General features: G+C 74.8%; 20 protein-coding genes. 14 read left to right on the forward strand and 6 right to left on the reverse strand.

Annotated elements, in window-relative coordinates:
* Nucleotides 1-25 precede the first annotated feature (25 nt).
* The 3 genes from ABT106_RS14520 (at nt 26) to ABT106_RS14530 (ending at nt 2,433) form a co-directional block, all read left to right on the forward strand.
* Nucleotides 26-1,444, forward strand: coding sequence for an AAA family ATPase (locus ABT106_RS14520; protein ID WP_351276545.1), 1,419 nt, complete (start codon nt 26-28; stop codon nt 1,442-1,444).
* Nucleotides 1,441-1,824: a nucleotide pyrophosphohydrolase gene (locus tag ABT106_RS14525; RefSeq protein WP_351276547.1), complete on the forward strand. Its 384-nt coding sequence runs from the start codon at nt 1,441-1,443 to the stop codon at nt 1,822-1,824. Before ABT106_RS14520 ends, ABT106_RS14525 begins: the two co-directional genes overlap by 4 nt.
* A gap of 123 nt (nt 1,825-1,947) precedes the next feature.
* A complete protein-coding gene (locus tag ABT106_RS14530) occupies nt 1,948-2,433 on the forward strand; it encodes a DUF6099 family protein (protein ID WP_267724295.1) in 486 nt (161 codons plus the stop codon).
* Nucleotides 2,434-2,545: 112 nt separating this feature from the next.
* Here ABT106_RS14530 and ABT106_RS14535 read toward each other — a convergent pair whose 3' ends face one another.
* On the reverse strand, nt 2,546-2,818 hold the full coding sequence (locus tag ABT106_RS14535) for a hypothetical protein (protein ID WP_351276597.1): 273 nt from the start codon (nt 2,816-2,818) through the stop codon (nt 2,546-2,548).
* A gap of 200 nt (nt 2,819-3,018) precedes the next feature.
* On the opposite strand from ABT106_RS14535, the gene ABT106_RS14540 reads away from it, so the two are divergent.
* The 7 genes from ABT106_RS14540 (at nt 3,019) to argF (ending at nt 12,198) form a co-directional block, all read left to right on the forward strand.
* The gene (locus ABT106_RS14540) at nt 3,019-3,942 is read left to right on the forward strand and encodes an LLM class F420-dependent oxidoreductase (protein WP_351276549.1); all 924 of its coding nucleotides are present in this window, start codon (nt 3,019-3,021) and stop codon (nt 3,940-3,942) included.
* A 15-nt stretch (nt 3,943-3,957) separates the two neighbouring features.
* On the forward strand, nt 3,958-4,869 hold the full coding sequence (mmuM, locus tag ABT106_RS14545) for a homocysteine S-methyltransferase (protein ID WP_351276551.1): 912 nt from the start codon (nt 3,958-3,960) through the stop codon (nt 4,867-4,869).
* A gap of 94 nt (nt 4,870-4,963) precedes the next feature.
* Nucleotides 4,964-6,496, forward strand: a complete 1,533-nt coding sequence (locus tag ABT106_RS14550) for a 3' terminal RNA ribose 2'-O-methyltransferase Hen1 (RefSeq protein WP_351276553.1) — start codon at nt 4,964-4,966, stop codon at nt 6,494-6,496.
* A complete protein-coding gene (locus ABT106_RS14555) occupies nt 6,493-9,096 on the forward strand; it encodes a polynucleotide kinase-phosphatase (protein WP_351276555.1) in 2,604 nt (867 codons plus the stop codon). The genes ABT106_RS14550 and ABT106_RS14555 overlap by 4 nt, the downstream gene beginning before the upstream one ends.
* Nucleotides 9,097-9,288: 192 nt before the next feature.
* Entirely contained in the window at nt 9,289-9,792 is a 504-nt protein-coding gene (locus ABT106_RS14560) for a hypothetical protein (RefSeq protein ID WP_351276557.1), read from the forward strand.
* Between the two features lie 55 nt (nt 9,793-9,847).
* A complete protein-coding gene (locus ABT106_RS14565) occupies nt 9,848-11,074 on the forward strand; it encodes an arginine deiminase (RefSeq protein ID WP_351276559.1) in 1,227 nt (408 codons plus the stop codon).
* An 83-nt stretch (nt 11,075-11,157) separates the two neighbouring features.
* Nucleotides 11,158-12,198 carry an ornithine carbamoyltransferase gene (argF, locus tag ABT106_RS14570; protein ID WP_351276561.1) on the forward strand — a complete coding sequence of 347 codons (1,041 nt, stop codon included), beginning with the start codon at nt 11,158-11,160 and terminating at the stop codon, nt 12,196-12,198.
* Between the two features lie 23 nt (nt 12,199-12,221).
* Here the strand turns inward: argF and ABT106_RS14575 are convergent, their stop codons facing one another.
* Nucleotides 12,222-12,734: an ATP-binding protein gene (locus tag ABT106_RS14575; protein ID WP_502979366.1), complete on the reverse strand. Its 513-nt coding sequence runs from the start codon at nt 12,732-12,734 to the stop codon at nt 12,222-12,224.
* A gap of 187 nt (nt 12,735-12,921) precedes the next feature.
* Between ABT106_RS14575 and ABT106_RS14580 the strand changes: the two genes are divergently transcribed.
* Complete coding sequence (locus ABT106_RS14580) at nt 12,922-13,749, forward strand: enoyl-CoA hydratase family protein (RefSeq protein WP_351276565.1); 828 nt, start codon at nt 12,922-12,924, stop codon at nt 13,747-13,749.
* 4 nt (nt 13,750-13,753) lie between these two features.
* Nucleotides 13,754-16,105, forward strand: coding sequence for a bifunctional salicylyl-CoA 5-hydroxylase/oxidoreductase (locus ABT106_RS14585; RefSeq protein WP_351276567.1), 2,352 nt, complete (start codon nt 13,754-13,756; stop codon nt 16,103-16,105).
* 43 nt (nt 16,106-16,148) lie between these two features.
* On the opposite strand, the gene ABT106_RS14590 is transcribed toward ABT106_RS14585, so the two are convergent.
* The 3 genes from ABT106_RS14590 to ABT106_RS14600 all read right to left on the reverse strand — a co-directional run bounded on the left by ABT106_RS14590 (nt 16,149) and on the right by ABT106_RS14600 (nt 19,500).
* The gene (locus ABT106_RS14590; RefSeq protein WP_351276569.1) at nt 16,149-16,988 is read right to left on the reverse strand and encodes a GNAT family N-acetyltransferase; all 840 of its coding nucleotides are present in this window, start codon (nt 16,986-16,988) and stop codon (nt 16,149-16,151) included.
* Nucleotides 16,989-17,072: 84 nt separating this feature from the next.
* Complete coding sequence (locus ABT106_RS14595; protein ID WP_351276571.1) at nt 17,073-17,873, reverse strand: PaaX family transcriptional regulator; 801 nt, start codon at nt 17,871-17,873, stop codon at nt 17,073-17,075.
* Nucleotides 17,874-17,877: 4 nt separating this feature from the next.
* Nucleotides 17,878-19,500, reverse strand: coding sequence for an AMP-binding protein (locus tag ABT106_RS14600; RefSeq protein ID WP_351276573.1), 1,623 nt, complete (start codon nt 19,498-19,500; stop codon nt 17,878-17,880).
* A 145-nt stretch (nt 19,501-19,645) separates the two neighbouring features.
* Here ABT106_RS14600 and ABT106_RS14605 point away from each other — a divergent pair, with 145 nt between their 5' ends.
* Both ABT106_RS14605 and ABT106_RS14610 read left to right on the forward strand, forming a co-directional pair.
* On the forward strand, nt 19,646-20,845 hold the full coding sequence (locus ABT106_RS14605; protein ID WP_351276575.1) for an acyl-CoA dehydrogenase family protein: 1,200 nt from the start codon (nt 19,646-19,648) through the stop codon (nt 20,843-20,845).
* Nucleotides 20,842-21,240, forward strand: coding sequence for a RidA family protein (locus ABT106_RS14610; protein ID WP_351276577.1), 399 nt, complete (start codon nt 20,842-20,844; stop codon nt 21,238-21,240). Before ABT106_RS14605 ends, ABT106_RS14610 begins: the two co-directional genes overlap by 4 nt.
* A 150-nt stretch (nt 21,241-21,390) precedes the next feature.
* Here the strand turns inward: ABT106_RS14610 and ABT106_RS14615 are convergent, their stop codons facing one another.
* Nucleotides 21,391-22,812: an aminopeptidase P family protein gene (locus ABT106_RS14615; RefSeq protein ID WP_351276579.1), complete on the reverse strand. Its 1,422-nt coding sequence runs from the start codon at nt 22,810-22,812 to the stop codon at nt 21,391-21,393.
* Between the last annotated feature and the right edge of the window lie 237 nt (nt 22,813-23,049).

Genomic DNA, 23,049 nt, shown 5'->3' on the forward strand with positions numbered 1-23,049 from the left:
TCCGGCGGCCCGTACCGTCCGGCGCATGGACGCCACCGCCACGCCTGCCGCCCCCGCCACCCCCACCGCCGCACCGTACGGGGAACCGGGCTCCCGCCCCGCCCCCGCCGCGCTCGCCGTCGCGTTAGCCGACGCGGGAGCCGCGCCCGCCGCGCCCGCCGGCGCCGCCCTGCCCGACGCATCCGCCCCGGGGCTCGGGCCCGTTGCGCCTCCCGCGGGCGCCGCCCCCGCCGGGCGGGCCCGCGCGGGACGGGACCCCGACGCCGATCCGGTCGTCCCCGCGCAGGCCGGGGCGGGGGGCGCCGGGCGGGCCGCGGGCGCCCGGCACCGTCCCGTGCTCACCGAGCTGCGGCTCTCCGCCTTCGGCTCGCACCGGGCGGCCGCCTTCCCGCTCGGGCCGGTCACCCTCTTCGCCGGGCCGAGCGGCAGCGGCAAGTCCCAGGTCCTGGCGGCCTACACGGCCCTGGCTGACCTGGCCTCCGGTGCCACCCTGGAGGAGGTCTTCCCGGACCCGGCCGCCCGCGTCCCCGACCGGGCCGTTCCCGACGCCGAGCGCCGCCGCGGATTCCGCATCGGCTGCACGGTGGACGGGCCCGCCGGGCCGGTCCGGCTCGATCTCGCCGTCCAGGCGGAGCCGACGCTGCGGATCGTCGGTGAACGGCTCTCGCAGAACGGGCAGATCCTGCTCGGCACCGCCCTGCGCGACCCCGGCCGCCGCTCCGTGCAGGCGGCCTGGCTCACCGGCGGCGCCATCGGCGTCACCCGCGCCCCGCTCCCCGACGACCGGCTCGGCACCGCCCTGCTCCCGCTGCGCGTCGCCGGCGCCACCGCCGGCCAGCGGCAGGTGCTCGCCGCCGCCGAACAGGTGGTGGTGGCCCTGCGCTCGGTGTTCCCGTGCGACCCCCGGCCGCAGCGGATGCGCGCCCCCGTCGCACCGGGGGAGGGGCGGCTGTCGGAGGACTGCGCCAACCTGGCCGACGTACTGCGCCGGACCCGCCACGAGTGCGGCACCCGTCACGCGCTGCTGACGGCGGCGGCCCGCACCGGCTGCGCGGGACCCGTCGTCGGCCTGGACGTACGGGCCCGGCCGGACGGCCTCCTCGCCGCCGTACTCGACCGGGGGCCGGGCCGGCCCGCGACCGAGCTGTCCCGGCTCGGCTCGGGCGAGCTCCGGTTCCTCGCCCTGGCGCTCGTCCTGTTGACCGGACCGGGAGTGCTGGCGGTGGACCCCGCCGCCGAACTGCCCTCCGCGCGGCAGGTCCTGACGGTGCTGGCCGACGGCCTCGACCGCGGCCTGGACCGGCGCCAGGGCGACGAACTGCTGCGCCTGGCCCTGCTGTCCTGCGGCCGCGGCCACATCCGGCTGACCGCCGTGGTGGGGGAGAGGACCGCGGCCGCCGCCCGTGGGCTCGCGGACGTCGTGGTGGTAGACCTGACCGCATGAACGACACGGACGCGCCCGAGCCGCGCGAGGACGAACGGCTGTACCTGCTCCAGCGGCGGCTCGCAGCGTTCGCGGACGCCCGGGGCTGGGCTCCGTACCACACGCCCAAGAACCTGGCCGTGGCGCTGAGCGTGGAGGCGTCCGAACTCGTCGAGATCTTCCAGTGGCTGACGCCGGAACAGTCGGAGAGGGTCATGGAGGAGCCGGAGAGCGCGCACCGGGTGGCCGATGAGGTGGCCGACGTGCTCGCGTACCTCCTGCAGTTCTGTGAGGTCCTCGGGGTGGATGTGCTCGATGCGCTCGCCGCGAAGATCGACAGGAACGGGCTGCGCTTCCCGGTGGCGGGTCCGCAGGCCCCCCATGGTCACTCTTCGGAGTGATGGCTTCGTTCACAATCACGGTTGTGTCCACATTTTCCGAATACCCCTAGCTTTACTGGCCCATTGCCATCACTCTGGGTAGTGATGAGAACGGCGGGATGTCGTGCGGACGGGGGACGGCATATGGATGCGGTACGGCTCATCGCGGCCGGCCGGCACGCGCTGGCACAGAGCGGGGCTGCGTGGGACATCGTGGGCGAGGCCTGGCAGGCACAGGCGCTCGCGCAGGGCATAGGAGGCTATCTGGCGGTCACCGGACCGCCGGAGATGAGAGCGGAGGCACGGGGACTGGGCGAGGCGGGAAGCAGAGGCTGCGGGGTGCTCGACCGGGCCGCCCTGCGCGGTGAGGGCAGCGCCCCGGAGCCTCCGCCGAGGGCGGCGCAGCTGGCCGGGGTGGCGGATGTCCGGCAGGCGCTGCTGGGGCTCCAGGCGCTGCTGGGTGAAGTGGGCATAGCCCTGGTCGGGGTGGCCTGCGGGACGGACGACGAGACCCTGTACTGGCAGTGCATCGAGTCGATCGACGCGGCCGACGAGTCGAGCGACCGGGTCCGGGCGATCCTGCGCCGGATGACGGTCCGGGAGCGGGGCTCCGCCTCCGGCGTGGTCTGAGGCCGCCGGGCGGCCGCAACGGTGGCGTCGCCGCGGCCGCCGGGCGCCGGTGGCGGTGCCGACGGCGGTGTACGGGAGCCGGGTCCCGTCGCGTGCGACGGGACCCGCGCGGTCAGTACGACCGGGGGGAGGTGTTCTGGCTCTCCGGGACGCGGTCCGCGGAGGACTGGAGGTCGGCGTCGAGCCGCGTGAGATCGGCGTTCAGCGCGGCCATCAGCTCTTCCATCTGCTGGAGCAGGCCCTTCGGTGCCCCGCTCCGGGCGGCTGCCGGGGACTCCTGGCCTCCCGCCTCGTCGTGCGCGGCCGGTCCGGCCGGTCCGGCCGGTCCGGCGTGTGCGGTCTGTCCCGTGTGTCGGGGGTTCTCCGGCACGGCCTCGTGGGACATGGCGGCCTCCTCGCCCTGGCCCTTCCGAGGCGGAAGGGGGCGGTGGACGCACCGGCGTGAAGCCGCCGGCGCGCGGGCCGGGCGGTCCGGCTCCGTCCGAGCAACGATCCTCGTCCGGGCCGGTCACTGGCGGGTCGGCGGTGGGCCGTCCGGTTGACGCGGATTCACCCGGCCGGGGCGGGGAGGGCAGGATGGGGAGCATGGATCTTCGCATTTTCACCGAGCCCCAGCAGGGTGCGAGCTACGACACCCTCCTGAGCGTCGCCAAGGCCACCGAGGAACTGGGCTTCGACGCGTTCTTCCGCTCCGACCACTACCTGCGCATGGGTTCGGCGGACGGTCTTCCCGGCCCCACCGACGCCTGGATCACCCTCGCGGGCCTGGCCCGCGAGACCAAACGGATCCGGCTGGGCACGCTCATGACGGCCGGCACCTTCCGGCTGCCCGGCGTGCTCGCCATCCAGGTGGCCCAGGTCGACCAGATGTCCGGTGGCCGCGTCGAACTGGGCCTGGGCGCGGGCTGGTTCGAGGACGAGCACAAGGCGTACGGCATCCCCTTCCCGGCGGAGCGGATGGCCCGGCTGGAGGAGCAGCTGGCCATCGTCACCGGCCTGTGGGCCACCGAGCCCGGCTCCACCTTCGACTACGCGGGCCGCCACTACCAGATCGAGAAGTCGCCGGCGCTTCCCAAGCCCGCCCAGGCCAAGGTGCCCGTCCTCATCGGCGGCCACGGCGCCAAGCGCACCCCGCGGCTCGCCGCACGGTACGCCGACGAGTTCAACATGCCGTTCGCCTCGATCGCCGACAGCGAGCGGCAGTTCGGCCGGGTCCGGGAGGCCGCCGAGCAGGCCGGCCGCAAGCCCGGCGACCTCGTCTACTCCAACGCCCTCGTCGTGTGCGTGGGCAAGGACGACGCCGAGGTGGCCCGCCGGGCCGCCGCCATCGGCCGCGATGTGGAGGACCTCCGGGCCAACGGCCTGGCCGGTTCCCCCGCAGAGGTCGTGGCGAAGATCGGGGCCTACGCGGAAACCGGCTCCTCCCGCGTCTACCTCCAGGTCCTCGACCTCGACGACCTGGACCACCTGGAGCTGATCTCGGCCCAGGTCCTGTCCCAGCTGGGCTGACGGGGGTCCGCACCGATGACGCGCGCGTCCGGCCCGCTCGCCGGAGCCCTGGCCCGTCGGCGGACGGTGTTCCTGGACGGCGGGCTGAGCAACCAGCTCGCCGACCAGGGCTGCGACCTGTCCGGCGGCCTGTGGACGGCCCGGGTCCTCACCGAGGAGCCGGAGCAGGTCGCGGCCGCCCACACCGCGTACGCGCGGGCCGGCGCGCAGGTGCTGACCACCGCGAGCTACCAGGTCGGCTACGAGACCTTCGCCGCCCGCGGCCACGACCCGCGGGCGACCACCGCGCTGCTGCACCGCAGCGTCGCCCTCGCCGCCCGCGCGGCCGAAGCCGCGGTCCACGAGGTGTGGGTGGCCGCCTCGGTCGGCCCGTACGGGGCGGTGCTCGCGGACGGCTCCGAGTACCGCGGGCGGTACGGCCTGACCGTGCGGCAGCTCGCCGCCTTCCACCGGCCCCGCGTCGAGGCCCTGCTCGCCGCGGGCCCCGACGTCCTGGCCCTGGAGACCGTGCCCGACCCCGACGAGGCCGAGGCCCTGCTGACGGTCCTCGCCGAGACCGGGGCGCCGGCCTGGCTGAGCTACACGGTTGCCGACGGCCGCACCCGCTCCGGCGCACCCCTGTCCGAGGCTCTCGCGCTCGCCGCGTCGGCGCCGCAGGTCATCGCGCTCGGCGTCAACTGCTGCGACCCGGCGGACGTCCTGCCCGCGCTCGAAACGGCGGCGTCCGTCACCGCCAAGCCGCTGCTGGCCTACCCCAACGACGGCTCCGTCTGGGACGCGGCCGCCGGCACCTGGCACCCGCCGGCCGCCCACGCCCCCTGGCCCACCGCCGCCTGGTACCGCGCGGGGGCCCGCCTCGTCGGCGGCTGCTGCCGCGTCGGCCCCGCCGGGATCGCGGAGCTGACCCGCGGCCCGCGCGGCGCCTGAGGGGATACCGAAGGGTCGCCGGAGGCGGCGGGGAGTTGCGCAGGACGGATAAATCCCTGGTCAGCGGTTGGGGGCGCGGTCGATACTCGGTCGTGTGTTCCTGACGATCTCCACCACCGGTTCCCCTGAACGCCCCGCCACCGACCTGGGCTACCTGCTGCACAAGCATCCCGGCAAGGCGCAGTCGTTCTCCACCTCCCACGGCACCGCCCACGTGTTCTACCCCGAGGCCACGGCCGAGCGGTGCACGGCGGCCCTGCTGCTGGAGGTGGATCCCGTCGCGCTCGTGCGGCGCGGCCAGGGCAGGGGCCGGGGCGGGGCGGCGCCCGACGCCGCTCTGGCGCAGTACGTCAACGACCGCCCGTACGCCGCGTCCTCGCTGCTCGCCGTCGCGCTCAGCGGGGTGTTCCGCAGCGCGCTGGCCGGCCAGTGCACCGCCCGCCCGGACCTGCCGGAGCAGGCACGTCCGCTGCGGGTCGAGATCCCGGTGCTGCCCGCGCGCGGCGGAACCGAACTCGTGCACCGGCTGTTCGGACCCCTCGGCTGGGACCTCGTACGGGCGGAGCCCCTCCCGCTCGACGAGCGGTTCCCCGAATGGGGGGAATCCCGCTACGTACGGCTCGTGCTGGAGGGGGAGTTCAGGCTCGCGGACGCCCTGCGGCAGCTCTACGTGCTGCTGCCCGTACTGGACGACTCCAAGCACTACTGGATCTCCCCGGACGAGGTCGACAAGCTGCTGCGCGCCGGGGAGGGCTGGCTCGCCTCCCACCCCGAGAACGGCCTGATCAGCTCGCGCTACCTGGCCCGCCACAAGGGCCTGACCCGTGACGCCCTCGACCGCCTGGAGCTGGTCCGGCTCGCCGAGTCCGAGGGCAGCGAGGTCGAGGAACTCGACAACGCCGTCGACGAGGACCGGGACACCGAGGAGCGGCCCGTACCGCTCGCCGTGCTGCGCCGCGAGGCGCTCCTCGCCGCGCTGCGCGGCGCCGGCGCCCGGCGGGTACTGGACCTCGGCTGCGGACAGGGGCAGCTGGTCCAGGCCCTGCTCAAGGACCCGGCGTACACCGAGATCGTCGGGGTCGACGTGTCCATGCGGGCGCTGCACCTCGCCGCGAAGCGGCTGCGGCTGGAGCGGATGGGGGAGCGGCAGAGCTCCCGCGTCCGGCTGGTCCAGGGGTCGCTCGCGTACACCGACAAGCGGCTGGCCGGCTACGACGCGGCCGTGCTCAGCGAGGTCATCGAGCACCTGGACCTGCCCCGGCTGCCCGCCCTGGAGTACGCCGTCTTCGGCTCGGCCCGCCCGCGCACGGTCCTGGTGACCACCCCGAACGTCGAGTACAACGTCCGCTGGGAGACCCTGCCCGCCGGGCACGTCCGGCACGGCGACCACCGCTTCGAGTGGACCCGGGAGGAGTTCCGGGCCTGGGCGCACGACGTCGCGGCCCGGCACGGGTACGGGGTCGAGTTCGTCCCCGTCGGTGACGACGACCCCGAGGTGGGGCCGCCTACCCAGATGGGCGTCTTCACCCGGACCGCCACCACCGCCACCGCCACCGCCACCGGCCCCACCCCGGGTGCCGGCACCGCCGAGACCACCGACACCCCGAAGGAGGGCGAGGCGGCATGACCACCCCCACCCCCACCCCGGCCACCGCCGCGGAGACCGACCGGCACCGCGTCCTTCCCGTCACCGACCTGTCCCTCGTCGTCCTGATCGGGGCCACCGGATCGGGCAAGTCCACCTTCGCCCGCAAGCACTTCAAGGCCACCGAGGTCATCTCCTCCGACTATTGCCGGGGCCTCGTCGCGGACGACGAGAACGACCAGAGCGCCAGCAAGGACGCCTTCGAGGTCCTGCACTACATCGCCGGCAAACGCCTCGCCGCCGGCCGCCTCACCGTCGTGGACGCCACCAGCGTCCAGGCCGACGCCCGCCGGCAGCTGGTCCAGCTCGCCCGCGCGCACGACGTGCTGCCCATCGCCATCGTCCTCGACCTGCCCGAGCAGGTCTGCGCCGAGCGCAACGCGGCCCGCCCCGACCGGGCCGGCCTGCCCCGCGCCGTCATCCAGCGCCACCGCCGGGACCTGCGCCGCTCGCTGCGCGGCCTGGAACGCGAGGGCTTCCGCAAGGTGCACGTGCTGCGCACCGCCGAGGAGGCCGAGCGCGCCGAGGTCGTCCTGGAGAAGCGGTTCAACGACCTCACCCACCTCAGCGGTCCCTTCGACATCGTCGGCGACATCCACGGCTGCTCCTCCGAGCTGGAGACCCTGCTCGCCAAGCTCGGCTACGAGGACGGCGTGCACCCCGGGGGCCGCACGGCCGTCTTCGTCGGCGACCTCGTCGACCGCGGACCCGACAGCCCGGGCGTCCTGCGGCGCGTCATGGGCATGGTCGCCTCCGGCAACGCGCTGTGCGTGCCGGGGAACCACGAGAACAAGCTCGGCCGTCACCTCAAGGGCTCCACGGTCCAGCGGACCCACGGCCTGGCCGAGACGATCGAGCAGCTCGAAGGCGAGTCCGAGGAGTTCGTCGCGCAGGTGCGCGACTTCATCCGCGGTCTCGTCAGCCACTACGTGCTCGACGGCGGCAGGCTGGTCGTCTGCCACGCCGGCCTGCCCGAGAAGTACCACGGCCGCACCTCCGGCCGGGTCCGCTCGCACGCCCTGTACGGGGAGACCACCGGCGAGACCGACGAGTTCGGCCTGCCCGTGCGCTACCCGTGGGCCGAGGACTACCGCGGCAAGGCCGCCGTCGTCTACGGCCACACCCCGGTCCCGGACACCGCATGGATCAACAACACCCTCTGCCTCGACACCGGCGCCGTGTTCGGCGGGCGGATGACCGCCCTGCGCTGGCCCGAGCGCGAACTCGTGGACGTACCGGCCGAGAAGGTCTGGTACGCGCCGGTCAGGCCGCTCGCCGCCGAGGCGCCGGGCGGGCACGACGGGAGGCCGCTGGACCTGGCCGACGTCCACGGACGCCGGATCGTGGAGACCCGGCACCTGGGCAACGTCACCGTCCGCGAGGAGAACGCGGCCGCCGCCCTGGAGGTCATGAGCCGCTTCGCGGTGGACCCCCGGCTGGTGCCGTACCTGCCGCCGACCATGGCGCCGACGGCGACCTCCCGCGAGGACGGCTACCTGGAGCACCCGGCCGAGGCGTTCGCGCAGTACCGCAAGGACGGCGTCGTCCAGGTGGTGTGCGAGGAGAAGCACATGGGCTCCCGGGCCACCGTCCTGGTCTGCCGGGACGCCGCCGCGGCCCGCGAGTGCTTCGGCGTGGACGGGCCGACCGGATCCGTCTACACCCGTACCGGGCGGCCCTTCTTCAACGACCCGCTGGTCACCGAGGAGGTCCTCGGCCGGCTCCGTACGGCGATCACGGAGGCCGGACTCTGGGAGGAGCTGACCGGGGCCGCCGGCGCCTCCGGCACGGGCGACTGGCTGCTCCTCGACGGGGAACTCCTGCCCTGGTCCCTGAAGTCCGCCGGCCTGCTGCGCCACCAGTACGCCGCCGTCGGCGCGGCCTCGCGCTCGGTCTTCCCCGGGGCGATCGGCGCACTGGAGGCCGCGGCCGCCCGGGGCGTCGACACCGGGGCGCTGCTGGTGCGCCAGCGGGACCGGGCGGCCGACGCGGCCGCCTTCACCGACGCCTACCGGCGCTACTGCTGGCCCACCGACGGGCTGGAGGGCGTACGGTTCGCGCCGTTCCAGCTGCTGGCGGCCGCCGGGCGCTCGCTCGCGGCCGTGCCCCACGACGAGCAGCTGTTCTGGCTGGACCGGCTCGTCGCCGCGGACGAGGCGTCCGGCACCGGGCTGCTGCGCCGCACCGCCCGCATCCTGGTGGACACCGGCGACGAGGACTCGGTACGGGCCGGCACCGACTGGTGGCTGGAGCTGACGGCCGCCGGGGGCGAGGGCATGGTCGTCAAGCCGCTCCAGGCGTACGCCCGGGACGGCAGGGGCCGACTGGTGCAGCCCGGCGTCAAGGTGCGCGGCCGCGAGTACCTGCGGATCATCTACGGCCCGGAGTACACCCGCCCCGGCCACCTGGAGCGGCTGCGCGAGCGGTCCCTCGGCCACAAGCGCTCGCTCGCCCTGCGCGAGTACGCGCTGGGGCTGGAGGCGCTGGACCGGCTGGCCGCGCGGGAGCCGCTGTGGCGGGTCCACGAGGCGGTCTTCGCGGTGCTCGCGCTGGAGTCGGAGCCCGTCGACCCCCGGCTCTGACCGCGCCGCCCGGGACCACCGCGGAGGGGGCGCCGCGCCGTGAGGCACGTGCCGTAAAGCAAGGACCCCCGTACGGCCGCGAATTAGGTCGTATGGGGGAACTTTCGCGGAGAACTCCGGGAATGCCACCGGCGGGATCGTTCATCCAGGGCAGCGGAATGTCCGCGAACCTGGAAGGACGGAACGTCACCTATGAAGATGACCGCGCGCGGAAGCATTGCGGCGCTCATGACCTGTCTGGCCGCGGCCGGCGCGGCCACCCCGGCCGTGGCCGACTCGGTCCCGGTCGGTGTCCCGTTGGAAGCAGTCGAGACGTCCCTCGGCGTGGACGCCCCGCGCGTGGCGACCGGGGTTCCGGTCCCGGTCGTCGGAGCGCCCGACGTCCCCCGCCACCACACGGGGGACATGCTCCCGACCCCCCTGCTCCCGACCGTCCCGATCGGCGCCGAGCTGGGCGACACCCTCGTCGCCTCGCCGGTGCCGAACCTGCTGGGCACGCCGGAGACCGACGGCGAGGGATCCGTCGGCGCGCCGGCCACCACCCTGAGTGCCCGCACCCCGGGCGCGGTCGTCGGCTCCCCGCTGACGATGCCGGACGGGTCCAACTTCGGGCTGCCGAACCTGACGGCCCCCAAACTGGGCCTCGTCGCACCGGAGTTGACCGGCGCTCCGGCCGCGCTTCTCGGCCTGCGCTGAGACGCCGTGGCCGACGCCACGTGAGAACGCCGCCCGGTCTGGGAACGTGTACCGCATGGGATTCCATGTCGACTCCGAGACCGGGCGGCTGCGCCGCGTCATCCTCCACCGGCCGGACCTGGAGCTGAAGCGGCTCACACCGGGCAACAAGGACGCGCTCCTCTTCGACGACGTGCTGTGGGTGCGCCGGGCCCGCCAGGAGCACGACGGGTTCGCCGACGTGCTGCGCGACCGGGGCGTCGAGGTGCACCTCTTCGGCGACCTGCTGACGGAGGCGCTGGAGATCCCGGAGGCGAGGCACCTCGTCCTGGACCGGGTCTTCGACGAGAAGGAGTACGGGCCGCTCGCCACCGGCCACCTGCGCGCCGCCTTCGACGGGCTCGGCTCGGCCGAGCTGACGCAGGCCCTGGTCGGCGGGATGACCAAGCGGGAGTTCCTGGAGCGGCACGCCGAGCCGGTGTCGGTGCGCTTCCACGCCATGGAGCCGGACGACTTCCTGCTGGGGCCGCTGCCCAACCACCTCTTCACCCGGGACACCTCGGCCTGGATCTACGACGGGGTGTCGATCAACGCGATGCGCTGGCCGGCCCGGCAGCGCGAGACGGTGCACTTCGAGGCGATCTACCGGCACCACCCCCTCTTCACCTCCTCCGGCGCCTTCCACTACTGGTCGCAGGGGCAGGCGGACTACCCCTCGACCATCGAGGGCGGGGACGTGCTCGTCATCGGCAGCGGCGCGGTGCTGATCGGGATGAGCGAGCGGACCACCCCGCAGGCCGTGGAGATGCTGGCGCGCGGCCTGTTCGCCGCGGGCTCGGCGACCACGATCGTGGCCCTCGACATGCCGAAGCGGCGGGCCTTCATGCACCTGGACACGGTGATGACGATGGTCGACGGAGATACGTTCACTCAGTACGGCGGGCTGGGCATGCTGCGCTCCTACACGATCGAGCCGGGCGCCGAGGCGCACGAGCTGAAGGTGACCGACCACCCGCCGGAGCACATGCACCGGGCCATCGCGGCGGCCCTCGGCCTGGACTCCATCCGGGTGCTGACCGCCACCCAGGACGTGCACTCCGCGCAGCGGGAGCAGTGGGACGACGGGTGCAACGTGCTGGCCGTGGAGCCGGGGGTGGTGGTCGCGTACGAGCGGAACGTGACCACCAACACCCATCTGCGCAAGCAGGGCATCGAGGTGATCGAGATCCCGGGCAGCGAGCTGGGGCGGGGCCGGGGCGGTCCGCGCTGCATGAGCTGTCCGGTCGAGCGGGACGCGGTCTGAGAGCCACCCCAGGTCTGTATATCAATACGGAGGATCGTATAGACTTCCAACATTACCTGTCACCGTGACGCTGGAGCGACCCCATGGCCACCGACCTCGTCGGCCGCAGTTTCCTCAAGGAGCTCGACTTCACCGCCGCCGAGTTCCGCGGCCTGATCGAGCTCGCCGCCACGCTGAAGGCGGCCAAGAGGGCCGGCCGCGAGGAGCGCCTGCTCCAGGGCAGGAACATCGCCCTGATCTTCGAGAAGACCTCCACGCGCACCCGTTGCGCCTTCGAGGTCGCCGCGGCCGACCAGGGTGCCCACACCACCTACCTGGATCCCTCCGGCTCCCAGATGGGACACAAGGAGTCGGTCAAGGACACGGCCCGCGTGCTGGGCCGGATGTTCGACGGGATCGAGTACCGGGGCGACAGCCAGCGGGCCGTCGAGGAGCTGGCCGCCCACTCCGGCGTGCCCGTGTTCAACGGACTCACCGACGACTGGCACCCCACCCAGATGCTGGCCGACGTCCTGACCATGACCGAACACAGCGACAAGCCGCTGGAACGCATCGCCTTCGCCTACCTCGGTGACGCCCGCTTCAACATGGGCAACTCCTACCTCGTCACCGGCGCCCTGCTCGGCATGGACGTCCGCATCGTCGCCCCCGAGGCCTACTGGCCCGCCGCGTCCGTGGTCGCCCGCGCGCGGGAGCTCGCCGCTGCCAGTGGGGCGCGGATCACCCTGACCGAGGACGTCGCCGAGGGGGTCGCCCAGGCCGACTTCGTCGCCACCGACGTGTGGGTCTCCATGGGGGAGCCCAAGGAGGTCTGGGACGAGCGGATCGCGGACCTCTCCCCGTACGCCGTCACCATGGACGTGCTGCGCGCCAGCGGGAATCCGGACGTGCGGTTCCTGCACTGCCTGCCCGCCTTCCACGACCTGGGTACCGAGGTCGGCCGGGGCGTCCTGGAGCGGCACGGGCGCGACTCCCTGGAGGTCACGGACGAGGTGTTCGAGTCGGCGCACTCCGTCGTCTTCGACGAGGCGGAGAATCGGCTGCACACCATCAAGGCCGTGCTCGTCGCCACGCTCGCCGGGCCCGCCGCCGCTTCCGCCGGGCCCGGCGGAAGCGCCGCATAGTCATACCCGGGCGGCGACGCGGGTCATACCGGGGCGGGGCGGGCCGCCAGGGTGAACCACACGGCCTTGCCGTGCTCGGTGCGGCGGTGGCCGCAGGCCGAACTCAGCGTCCGGATCAGCAGCAGGCCGCGGCCGTGCTCCTGCCAGGGGTCGGGATGGACGTCGTCCGCACGGGCCGCCAGGTCGCCGGGCGACCGCGGATCGCCGTCGTGGACCTCGACCTGGCAGCCGCTCGCCAGCAGCTCCACCACCAGCTCGATCGGGGCCCCGGCCGCGGTGTGCTCGACGGCGTTGGCGACCAGCTCCGCGGTCAGCAGCTCCACCGTGTCGCTGTCGGCGCAGGGCGCCTCGAGGTCCGCCAGCGCGGTGCGGACGAGGGCGCGGGCCAGGGGGACGGCGGCCGCCGTGTGGGGCAGGGCGATCCGCCAGGCGGAGGGGTCGGGCACGGGGGTCCGTCCGTTCCGTGGGGTCGGGGCAGGTGGGGGGGGGGGCCCGCTCCCTGCTCCCCGCGGAGAGATGGGCCCGCTTTCAACCATACGAAGTCGAAACGGCCGGGTGTAGGGCACCCCGGCGGAACCGCCGGGGACCACGGTCACGGGCCGGCCGGGACCTCCGGCGGCGCGCGCCGGAGGTCCCGCGGCGCGCCGCCGGCGCCGGCCTGCGCGTCGTCCCGATATCGCGCTTCCGTGACGGCGGTCACGATGCGGTGATACCGTCTTCCGTGTGAGCCCCTTCACCGGTTCCACGACAGCGACCGAACGGTGGCGCCACCTCCGGGTGACCCGGCAGGACGGCGTGGCCACCGTCACCTTCGACCGTCCCGCGAAGCTCAACGCCCTCACCTTCGGCGCCTACGCCGACCTCCGGGACCTGCTCGCCGAACTCTCCCGCGAACGCTCCGTCCGCGCCCTGGTGCTCGGCGGCGAGGGCCGCGGCTTCTGCTCCGGCGGGGACGTGGACGAGATCATCGGCGCCACCCTCGCCATGGACACCGCCCAGCTCCTCGACTTCAACCGGATGACCGGCCAGGTGGTCCGCGCCATCCGCGAATGCCCCTTCCCGGTGATCGCCGCCGTCCACGGGGTCGCCGCCGGCGCCGGAGCCGTCCTCGCCCTCGCCGCCGACTTCCGCGTCGCCGACCCCACCGCCCGTTTCGCGTTCCTCTTCACCCGCGTCGGCCTCTCCGGCGGCGACATGGGCGCCGCCTACCTGCTCCCCCGTGTCGTCGGCCTCGGCCACGCCACCCGGCTGCTGATGCTCGGAGAACCCGTACGCGCCGCCGAGGCCGAGCGGATCGGCCTGCTGAGCGAGCTCACCGAGGAGGGGAAGGCCCACGTACGGGCCGCGGAACTGGCCGCCCATCTGGCGGCCGGACCCGCCCTCGCCTACGCGCAGACCAAGGCGCTGCTCACCGCCGAACTCGACATGCCGCTCGCCGCGTCCGTGGAACTGGACGCCAGCACCCAGGCCCTGCTCATGCACGGACAGGACTACGCGGAGTTCCACGCGGCCTTCACCGGGAAGCGGCCGCCCGACTGGAAGGGCAGGTAGCCGGATGTCCGCGCACGCCCTGCGGGTGGCCGTCGTCGGCGGGGGACCGGGAGGGCTCTACGCCGCCGCGCTGCTGGCCCGGCAGGGCCACGTCGTGGAGCTCTGGGAACGGGGTGCGCCCGAGGACGCCTTCGGCTTCGGCGTGGTGCTCTCCGATGAGACCCTCGGTGGCATCGAGCAGGCCGACACGGTGGTCTACGCGGCCCTGAGTGCCGAGTTCGTGCGCTGGGACGATGTGGACGTCGTGCACCGGGGGCGGATCCTGACCTCCGGCGGCCACGGCTTCGCCGCCCTCGGACGCCGCAGGCTCCTGGAGATCCTGCACGAGCGCTGCGCCGGTCTCGGCGTCCGGCTCCGCTTCCGCACACCGGCCCCGGACCCGGCGGCGCTGTCCGCCGCGTACGACCTGGTGGTCGCGGCGGACGGGGTGCACAGCGCGATCCGCGAGCACGGTGCCGCGCACTTCGGGCCGGCCGTGACCACGGGGCGCTGCCGGTACATCTGGCTCGCCGCCGACTTCGCCCTCGATGCCTTCCGCTTCGAGATCGCGGAGACCGAACACGGCGTCATGCAGCTGCACGCCTACCCGTACGCCCGCCCGTCCGCCGACGGCGGCGCCCCGGCCCGGCCCGCCGGGCCGCAGGGCCCGCTCGGCGCCTCCACCGCGATCGTCGAGATGCGCGAGGAGGTGTGGCGCGCGGCGGGCTTCGACCTGTGCGACGAGGCCGAGTCGGCCGCCCGCTGCGCCAAGATCTTCAGCGAGGCCCTGCGGGGACGGCCGCTGTACGGCAACCGGTCGGCCTGGACCCGCTTCCGTACGGTCGTCAACGCCCGCTGGTCGCACGGCAACACGGCCCTGCTCGGCGACGCGGCGCACACCGCGCACTTCTCCGTCGGCTCCGGCACCAAGCTCGCGGTGGAGGACGCCGTCGCCCTCGCCGCGGCCGTCGCCGAAGCGGTCGCCGCCGCCACCGGCGGCCCCGACGCCGCGGTGGACGTACCCGCCGCGCTCGCGGCGTACGAGGCGGCCCGGCGGCCGGCGGTGGCCAGCACCCAGCGCGCCGCCGCGGCCAGCGCGCGCTGGTTCGAGGAGGTCGCCGGGTACACCGGCCAGCCCGCCCGCCGGTTCGCCTTCAACCTCCTCACCCGCAGCCGCCGGGTCACCCACGACAATCTGCGGCTGCGCGACGAGCGCTTCACCCGTGCCGTGGAACGCGACTTCGGCTGCCCCGACGAAGAGGCCGGGCACCGGCGGACACCGCCGATGTTCACCCCGTTCGCCCTGCGCGGTCTGACCCTGCGCAACCGGGTCGTCGTCTCCCCGATGGACATGTACGCCTCCACGGACGGCGTGCCCGGCGACTTCCACCTGGTCCACCTGGGCGCGCGGGCGCTCGGCGGCGCCGGCCTGGTGATGACCGAGATGGTCTGCGTCAGCGCCGCAGGGCGGATCACCCCCGGCTGCGCCGGGCTGTACACGCGCGAGCAGGCCGACGCCTGGAAGCGGATCACCGCGTTCGTCCACACCTCAGCGCCCGGCACCGCGCTCGGCGTCCAGCTCGGCCACTCCGGGCGCAAGGGCTCGACCCGGGTGATGTGGGAGGGCATGGACGACCCCCTCCCGGAGGGCAACTGGCCCCTGGCCGCCGCCTCCGCCCTGCCCTACCGGCCCGGCGTATCGGCCGTCCCCCGCGCCCTGGGCACCGCCGAACTCGCTTCGATCCGTGACGAGTTCGAGACCGCGGCCGCCCGGGCCGCGGACTGCGGCTTCGACCTGCTGGAACTGCACTGCGCCCACGGCTACCTGCTCTCCGGTTTCCTCTCGCCGCTGACCAACCACCGCACGGACGCCTACGGCGGATCCCTGGAGAACCGGCTGCGCTTCCCCCTGGAGGTCTTCGACGCGGTCCGCGCCGTCTGGCCCGCGGACCGCCCGATGACGGTCCGCCTCTCGGCCACCGACTGGGCCCCGGGCGGCACCACCGACGAGGACGCGGTGCGGATCGCGGCCGCCTTCGCGGCCCACGGCGCGGACGCCGTCGACGTGTCGACCGGCCAGGTGGTCGCGGACGAGAGCCCCGAGTACGGGCGCTCGTACCAGACCCCGTACGCCGACCGGATCCGCAACGCGCTCGGCGTCCCCGTCATCGCCGTCGGCGCCATCTCCTCCTGGGACGACGTGAACTCCCTGCTCCTGGCCGGACGGGCCGACCTCTGCGCGCTGGGCCGCCCCCACCTGTACGACCCGCACTGGACCCTGCACGCGGCCGCCGAGCAGGGGTACGAGGGCCCGGCGGCCCCCTGGCCCGCCCCCTACCGCGCGGGCAGCCGGCCCCCGCCCACCGGGCGCGGCTGACCCGGCGCGGGCGACGCGGGCCGCGGTGGGGCGGGCGGGCCCGTCACACCGCCACGACCACCGCGCGGTCCTCGACCGGGGCGTAGCCCAGCCGCAGGTACACGCCATTGCTGGTGGGGTTGGCCAGGTCGGTGAAGAGCAGGACCTCCGAGGCACCGGCCGCGTACGCCGCCTCGCTCACCGCGTGGGTGACCCCGGCCGCGTAGCCCCGGCCGCGGGCCTCCGGCAGCGTGTAGACCGGCCCGACCCGCGAGCTCCCGCCGATCGGGCGGGAGAACGAGGCCAGTGCGACCGGGGCGCCCGCGCGCTCCCAGAGCAGGATGCCGCCGTACGCGATCCGGTCGCGCAGGCCGGCCTCGGAGGGGACGCCCGGGGACCCCACCTCCCGGTTGAACGCGGCGGTCCACTCCAGCAGCAGCGGCAGATCGGCCTCCTCGGCGGGCCGGGCCCGTCCGGTCGGGGCGGGATCGGGGGCGACCAGCCCGGCCAGCCGGTAGAGGCGGTTCTCCTCGGCGACGCGGGCGGCCCGCCCCCAGGCGTCGGCGAGCGCGTCCGCGTCGGGCCGGCGGGCGTTGAACCCGCTGATCCCCGCGAGCAGCGGCTCGGTGGCGAGGGCCCGCGCCAGCGCCCGCACCGCCTCGGCCGGCAGCGCCCCGAGCAGCAGCGGGTACGGCGGGGTGCACAGCAGGCCCGCGGCGACGGTTCCGTCGGCGCCGGTCCACCAGCCGAAGAGCGGGTCGGCGCGGCCGTAGGCGTGCGGCCCGCGCCGCTCCAGCGCGTCGGCGGTCGTCAGGAGCAGGGAGTTCGGCACGGGACGCGCGGTCAGGGCGGGGCCCGCCGCGGTCAGATAGGCCGTCAGGTCAGAGGTGAAGGTCCAGGTCATGAACCATCGTCACCCGCAGGGCACGGTGCGCGCACCGGACTTTTCCGCCGCTGTCCCCGCCGTCCCCGCCGCCGGGCCCGCCCCTCACGGCCGGGCGAACCGCCCGCCGGAGTCCCGCAGCCGCGCGTGCAGCTCCGCGAAGACGGCCGCGGCCCGGTCGCCCGGCCAGTCCGCCGGGAGCAGCGCGCGGGGGAGACCGGGGTCGGCGTACGGGAGGTGGCGCCAGGTGTCCAGGGCGAGGAGGTAGCCGCGGTACGCCTCCTCCGGGGTCGGTTCCGGGCCCGACTGGAGGGCCCGGAGGGCCGGCTCGTGCAGGTCGAGGAACTCCTCGTGCTGCTTGGCCAGGCCCGCCAGGTCCCACCAGCGGGCCACCGCCTCGGCGGTCGGCGCGAAGCCGAGGTGCGTGCCGCGGAACAGCTCCACGTACGGGGTCAGGCCCAGCCGGTCCAGGGTGTGGCCCGTCTCCTCCGCGAGCCCGGCGGGAGCGATCCACACCCCCGGCGCCACCGTCCCGAAGCCGAGCCGGGCCAGCCGCGAGCGGAGCAGGTGCCTTTTGTGCCGCTCCTGCTCCGGCACGGAGAAGACCGCCACCAGCCATGCGTCGGAGGGCGCCGGGCTGCCGTAGATCCGCCGGTCGCCGTCGTCCAGGAGCTGCCGCGCCTCCGCGGACAGCTCGTACGCCGCCGAGCCGTCCGCGGCGCGCGCGGGCAGCAGGAGGCCCCGCCGCTTCAGCCGGGACACCGACGAGCGGACCGACGGGGCGTCCACGCCGGCCGCGCCCAGCAGGCGGATCAGCGCGGACACCGGGACCGGGCCCTCGAAGGACCGCCCGTAGGCACCGTAGAACGTGACGATCAGGGATCGCGGGGTGTGCTGCTCGACCACGGGTTCACTCTAGATCGCGCAGCCGGAAGCGTTGCAGCTTGCCCGTCGCCGTACGGGGCAGCGCGGGCGGGAAGACGAAGACCCGCGGGCACTTGTGCGGGGCCAGCTCGGCCCGCATGAAGGTCCGCAGCGCCTCCTCGGACAGCACCGCGCCCGGGCGGGCGACCGCGTACGCCACCACGATCTGGCCGCGCCGCTCGTCGGGGCGGCCCACCACCGCCGCCTCCGCGACGTCCGGGTGGCGCAGCAGGGCCTCCTCGACCTCCGGTCCGGCGATGTTGTAACCCGAAGAGATGATCATGTCGTCGGCGCGGGCGACGTACCGGAAGTAGCCCTCCGGGTCGCGCACGTACGTGTCACCGGTCAGGTTCCAGCCGCCCTGGACGTAGTCCGCCTGCCGCGGATCGGCGAGGTAGCGGCAGCCCACCGGGCCCCGTACGGCCAGCAGCCCGGGCTCGTTGTCGGCGACCGGCCGCCCGGAGCCGTCCACCACCCGGGCCTGCCAGCCCGGTACCACCCGGCCGGTCGTACCGGGGCGGATGTCCTCGTCGGCGGCCGAGATGAAGATGTGCAGCAGCTCGGTCGCCCCGATGCCGTTGATGATCCGCAGCCCGGTCCGCTCCAGCCACGCCTGCCAGGTCGCGGCGGGCAGGTTCTCCCCGGCCGACACGCAGCGGCGCAGCGCCGACAGGTCGTACGCGCCCACGTCGTACGGGCCCAGCGCGTCCAGCATCGCCCGGTACGCGGTCGGCGCGGTGAACAGGACCGTCACCCGGTGCTCGGCGAGCGCGGGCAGCAGGTGCCGCGGCCCCGCCTCCTCCAGCAGCAGCGCGCACGCCCCCGCGCGCAGCGGGAAGACGACCAGCCCGCCGAGGCCGAAGGTGAACCCGAGCGGCGGACTGCCCGCGAAGACGTCGTCCGGCCGGGGGCGCAGCACGCTGCGGGAGAAGGTGTCGGCCACCGAGAGCACGTCGCGGTGGAAGTGCATGCAGCCCTTGGGACGCCCGGTGGTGCCGGAGGTGAACGCGATCAGGGCGACGTCGTCGGCGGAGGTCTCCACGGCGGCGAAGGGCGCCCCCTCGTACCGCTCGGCGCGGCGCAGCAGGTCGTCCGGGCCCCCGCCCCCGTACGGGGTGATCCGCAGCCCCGGCACGTCGGCCCGGGTCAGGTCCTCCGTGACGTCGGCGTGGCACAGGGCGTGCCCCACCCGGGCCAGCGCGCAGACCGTGGCCAGCTCCTGCGCCCGCTGCTGGGGCAGCACGGTGACCGCCACCGCGCCCGCCTTGACCACCGCGAGCCAGCAGGCGGCGAGCCAGGGGCCGGTGGGGCCGCGCAGGAGCACCCGGTTGCCGGGGATGACCCCGAGGTCGGCCGTGAGCACGTGGGCGAGCCGGTCCACGCGCTCGCGCAGCCCGCCGTACGTCCACACCTCCCCGGAGCCGCTGCGGAAGGCCGGGCGGTCGGGGCCGAACCGGGCGATGGTGGTGTCGAGCAGCTCGGACGCGCAGTTCAGGCGGTCCGGATAGACCAGCTCGGGCAGCTCGAAGACGAGGTGCGGCCAGCTGCCCGCGGGGGGCAGGTGGTCACGGGCGAAGGTGTCGGCGTGCGCGGATGGGTTGAGGTCCACAGCGGGTTCGCCCCCTTGCGACGGTCCGGGGTGAGGTGGAGCCGGCCGTGCGGTCGCCCTCCCGGCCACTGCTGGAAGGTGCTCCAGGAGCGTATCGTGATGGTGACGACAGTCAACAGGACGCGATAGATGCGGGGATGTTCGAATGACCGGATTCGCGCTCGGGGTGGACCAGGAGGAGTGGTGCGCGCGGTTGCGCACCCTGGCGGCCGAGCGGCTCGCGCCGCTGGCCGCGAAGGGGGAGCCGGGACGGGTCAACCGCCCGCTCCTGGCGGAACTGGGGGAGCTGGGCCTGCTGGAGCGGGTGTTCACCTCGGGCGCGCTGGACCTGTGCCTGCTGCGCGAATCCCTCGCCTACGGCTGTACGGAGGCCGAGACGGCGCTGGCCCTGCAAGGGCTCGGCGCCCACCCGGTGCTGCGGTCCGGCAGCGCGGCCCAGCGGGACCGGTGGCTGGCTGACGTACGGGCCGGCCGGGCGGTGGCCGCCTTCGCGCTGAGCGAGCCCGGGGCGGGTTCGGACGCGGCGGCGCTGGCGCTGGCGGCGGTGCCCGACGGGGCGGGCTGGCGGCTGCGCGGCGAGAAGTGCTGGATCTCGAACGCCCCGGAGGCGGACTTCTACACGGTGTTCGCCCGGACGGGTGAGGCGCCGGGCGCGAAGGGGGTGTCGGCGTTCCTGGTCCCGGCGGACCGCCCCGGCCTCGGCGGCGAGGCCCTGGACATGCTGTCCCCGCACCCCATCGGCTCCCTGGCCTTCGACGGGGTCCCGGTCGGCCCCGAGGACCTGCTCGGCGTGCCGGGGCAGGGGTTCCGGGTCGCGATGGACACCCTGAACCTGTTCCGGCCGAGCGTCGGGGCGTTCGCGGTGGGCATGGCCCGGGCCGCCCTCGACGCGACACTCGCGCACACGGCGGCCCGGACCGCCTTCGGCGGGGTGCTGGGCGACCTCCAGGCGGTGGCGCACCGGGTGGCGGAGATGGCCACCCGCACGGAGGCGGCCCGGCTGCTGGTGTACGCGGCGGCCGGCGCCCACGACCGGGACTCCCCGGACGTGCCGCGCCGGGCCGCGATGGCGAAGCTGCTGGCCACCGAGACGGCCCAGTACGTGGTCGACCACGCGGTGCAGCTGCACGGGGCGGCCGCCCTGCGCCGGGGCCACCTGCTGGAACACCTCTACCGGGAGGTGCGGGCGCCGCGGATCTACGAGGGGGCCAGCGAGGTGCAGCGCACGATCATCGCGAAGGAGCTGTACCGCGGCCTCCGGGCGGCGCCGCTGCCGGGAGACGGGCCAGGCGGCCCGCCCGGGGACCCGTCGGGAGAGCCGTTCGCGCGGGCGGTCGCGCGATGAGCCTGGAGCGGATCAACCCGGCCGAGCTGTCGCCGCCGACGGGCTTCTCGCACGCGGTGGCGGCGACCGGCTCGCGGCTGGTGTTCCTGGCCGGCCAGACCGCGCTCGACACCTCCGGCACGGTCGTGGGCGGGACCCTGCCGGAACAGTTCGAGTGCGCGCTCGCCAACCTCCTGGCCGCCCTCGCCGCGGCGGGCGGGGCCCCGGCGGACCTCGCCCGGGTGACGGTGTACGCCACGGACGTGGCGGCGTACCGGACCCATGCGGCCGAACTGGGCCGGGTGTGGCGCCGGCTGGCGGGCCGCGACTACCCGGCGATGGCCCTCGTCGGCGTGGTCCGCCTCTGGGACGAAGAGGCGCTGGTCGAACTCGACGGGGTCGCGGTCCTGCCCTGACGGCGCGGGCCGGTGGACGGTCAGGCGGGGGCGGTGGGCGGCAGGCGCGGGCGGGCGCGGGAGCCAGGCGGCCCGGCCCGGCCGTCCACCGGCCCGGCGGCCCGGTTCAGTGGCCGGGCCCGGCGGACCGGCCCGGCCGAGCGGCCCGGTTCAGTGGGCGGCGTCCAGGAGGCGGCCCATCCACTCCTCGATGCCCGCCACCGTGCGCGGCAGCGCGCCCGACATCAGGCGGGCCCCGTCCGACGTGACGACGAGGTCGTCCTCGATGCGGACGCCGATGCCGCGCAGCTCCGGCGGGAGGGTCTCGTCGTCCGGCTGGAGGTACAGCCCCGGCTCCACCGTCAGGACCTGGCCCTCCTCCAGGACCCCGTCCAGGTAGGTGTCCGCCCGTGCCCGCGCGCAGTCGTGCACGTCCAGGCCGAGCATGTGGCCGCTGCTGCACAGCGTGTAGCGCCGGTGGAGGTCGCCCTCGGCGTGCTTGAGGACGCCCCATTGCGCCAGGCCCTCCGCGATGACCCGCATTCCGGCCCGGTGGAAGTCGCGGAAGCTCGCGCCCGGCCGCAGCGCCGCCATGCCCGCCTCCTGGGCGGCCAGGACCACTTCGTACACCTGCCGCTGCACGGAGGAGAAGCGGCCGGACAGCGGGAGGGTGCGGGTGATGTCGGCCGTGTACAGGGTGTCCGTCTCCACGCCCGCGTCCAGGAGCAGCAGTTCGTCCCGGTCGAGCCGGCCGTCGTTGCGGATCCAGTGCAGTACGCAGGCGTGGGCGCCGGAGGCCGCGATGGTTTCGTAGCCCGTGCCGTTGCCCTCCGCACGGGCGCGCAGGCCGAAGACCCCCTCGATCCACCGCTCCCCGCGCGGGTGCGCCAGGGCCCGCGGCAGTTCCCGTACGACGTCCTCGAAGCCCGCCGTCGTGTGGTCGACCGCCCGTTGGAGCTGCTCGACCTCCCAGGCGTCCTTCACCAGCCGCAACTCCGAGAGGGCGACGGCCAGTTCCGTGTCGCAGGCCGCGTCGCGGCCGCCCGGTGACCCCAGGCTGTCCAGGTGGGCGCAGCGGATGCCGGTCAGGCGCTCCGCCTCCGCGAGGTCCGCCCGGCGGCCCACCCAGAACTCCCCGTAGCGGCGGTCGCGGTAGAACTCCTCGTTCCCGCCGGTCCGCGGCGAGCGCGGGCGCAGGTACAGCACCGCCTCGTGGGCGTGCGGGCCCGACGGTTCCATGACCAGGACGTGCCCCACCTGGTCCTCGCCGGTGAGGCCGGTCAGCCAGGCGTACGCGCTGTGCGGGCGGAAGCGGTGGTCGCAGTCGTTGGAGCGGACCGTGAGGCCGCCGGCCCGGACGATCAGCCGCTCGCCCGGGAAGCGTGCCGAGAGCCGGGCACGGCGGGCCGGGGTGACGGCGCGGGCGGCGACGCGCGCGGAGCCGGGCAGGGACGAGGCGGCCCAGTCGCCCGCCATGAACCGCGACAGTTCGGGGGACACCGGCAGGTCGTGGCTGCCGGTGTTGAGCCGGGAGGCGGGGTCGCGGGGGCCGGAGGGGGCGGCGGAAGAGGCGCCGGAGGGGGTGTCGGTCACGGGGGCTCCCTCAAGAAGATGCGAACTGGTGGGCGCACAGGGCTTGTCAGTGCAATTTCACATTACTATGTTACAGCTCACACCGCGGCACATTAATCCCCGTCAAACGCCGTGTGACGCAGGGCAGTTCCACCGCGCCATCCGCGATATTCGCGTCCTCCGCGAGATTCGCGACATGTGCGACATGCGCGACGCACCAACCGCACCACGTCCCCCACCCCCCTCCCCACCAGGAGT

The organism is Streptomyces sp. NPDC002044, assembly GCF_040296725.1.
Taxonomy (GTDB): Bacteria; Actinomycetota; Actinomycetes; order Streptomycetales; family Streptomycetaceae; genus Streptomyces; species Streptomyces antarcticus.

Bases quoted from the DNA above. Each gene is read 5' to 3' on its own strand.
- ABT106_RS14520 (WP_351276545.1), top strand. From the start codon at position 26: ATGGACGCCACCGCCACGCCTGCCGCCCCCGCCACCCCCACCGCCGCA.
- ABT106_RS14610 (WP_351276577.1), top strand. From the start codon at position 20,842: ATGAGCCTGGAGCGGATCAACCCGGCCGAGCTGTCGCCGCCGACGGGC.
- ABT106_RS14555 (WP_351276555.1), top strand. From the start codon at position 6,493: ATGACCACCCCCACCCCCACCCCGGCCACCGCCGCGGAGACCGACCGG.
- ABT106_RS14590 (WP_351276569.1), bottom strand. From the start codon at position 16,988: ATGACCTGGACCTTCACCTCTGACCTGACGGCCTATCTGACCGCGGCG.
- argF (WP_351276561.1), top strand. From the start codon at position 11,158: ATGGCCACCGACCTCGTCGGCCGCAGTTTCCTCAAGGAGCTCGACTTC.
- ABT106_RS14525 (WP_351276547.1), top strand. From the start codon at position 1,441: ATGAACGACACGGACGCGCCCGAGCCGCGCGAGGACGAACGGCTGTAC.
- ABT106_RS14575 (WP_502979366.1), bottom strand. From the start codon at position 12,734: ATGGTTGAAAGCGGGCCCATCTCTCCGCGGGGAGCAGGGAGCGGGCCC.
- mmuM (WP_351276551.1), top strand. From the start codon at position 3,958: ATGACGCGCGCGTCCGGCCCGCTCGCCGGAGCCCTGGCCCGTCGGCGG.
- ABT106_RS14585 (WP_351276567.1), top strand. From the start codon at position 13,754: ATGTCCGCGCACGCCCTGCGGGTGGCCGTCGTCGGCGGGGGACCGGGA.
- ABT106_RS14560 (WP_351276557.1), top strand. From the start codon at position 9,289: ATGAAGATGACCGCGCGCGGAAGCATTGCGGCGCTCATGACCTGTCTG.
- ABT106_RS14565 (WP_351276559.1), top strand. From the start codon at position 9,848: ATGGGATTCCATGTCGACTCCGAGACCGGGCGGCTGCGCCGCGTCATC.
- ABT106_RS14530 (WP_267724295.1), top strand. From the start codon at position 1,948: ATGGATGCGGTACGGCTCATCGCGGCCGGCCGGCACGCGCTGGCACAG.
- ABT106_RS14605 (WP_351276575.1), top strand. From the start codon at position 19,646: ATGACCGGATTCGCGCTCGGGGTGGACCAGGAGGAGTGGTGCGCGCGG.
- ABT106_RS14535 (WP_351276597.1), bottom strand. From the start codon at position 2,818: ATGTCCCACGAGGCCGTGCCGGAGAACCCCCGACACACGGGACAGACC.
- ABT106_RS14540 (WP_351276549.1), top strand. From the start codon at position 3,019: ATGGATCTTCGCATTTTCACCGAGCCCCAGCAGGGTGCGAGCTACGAC.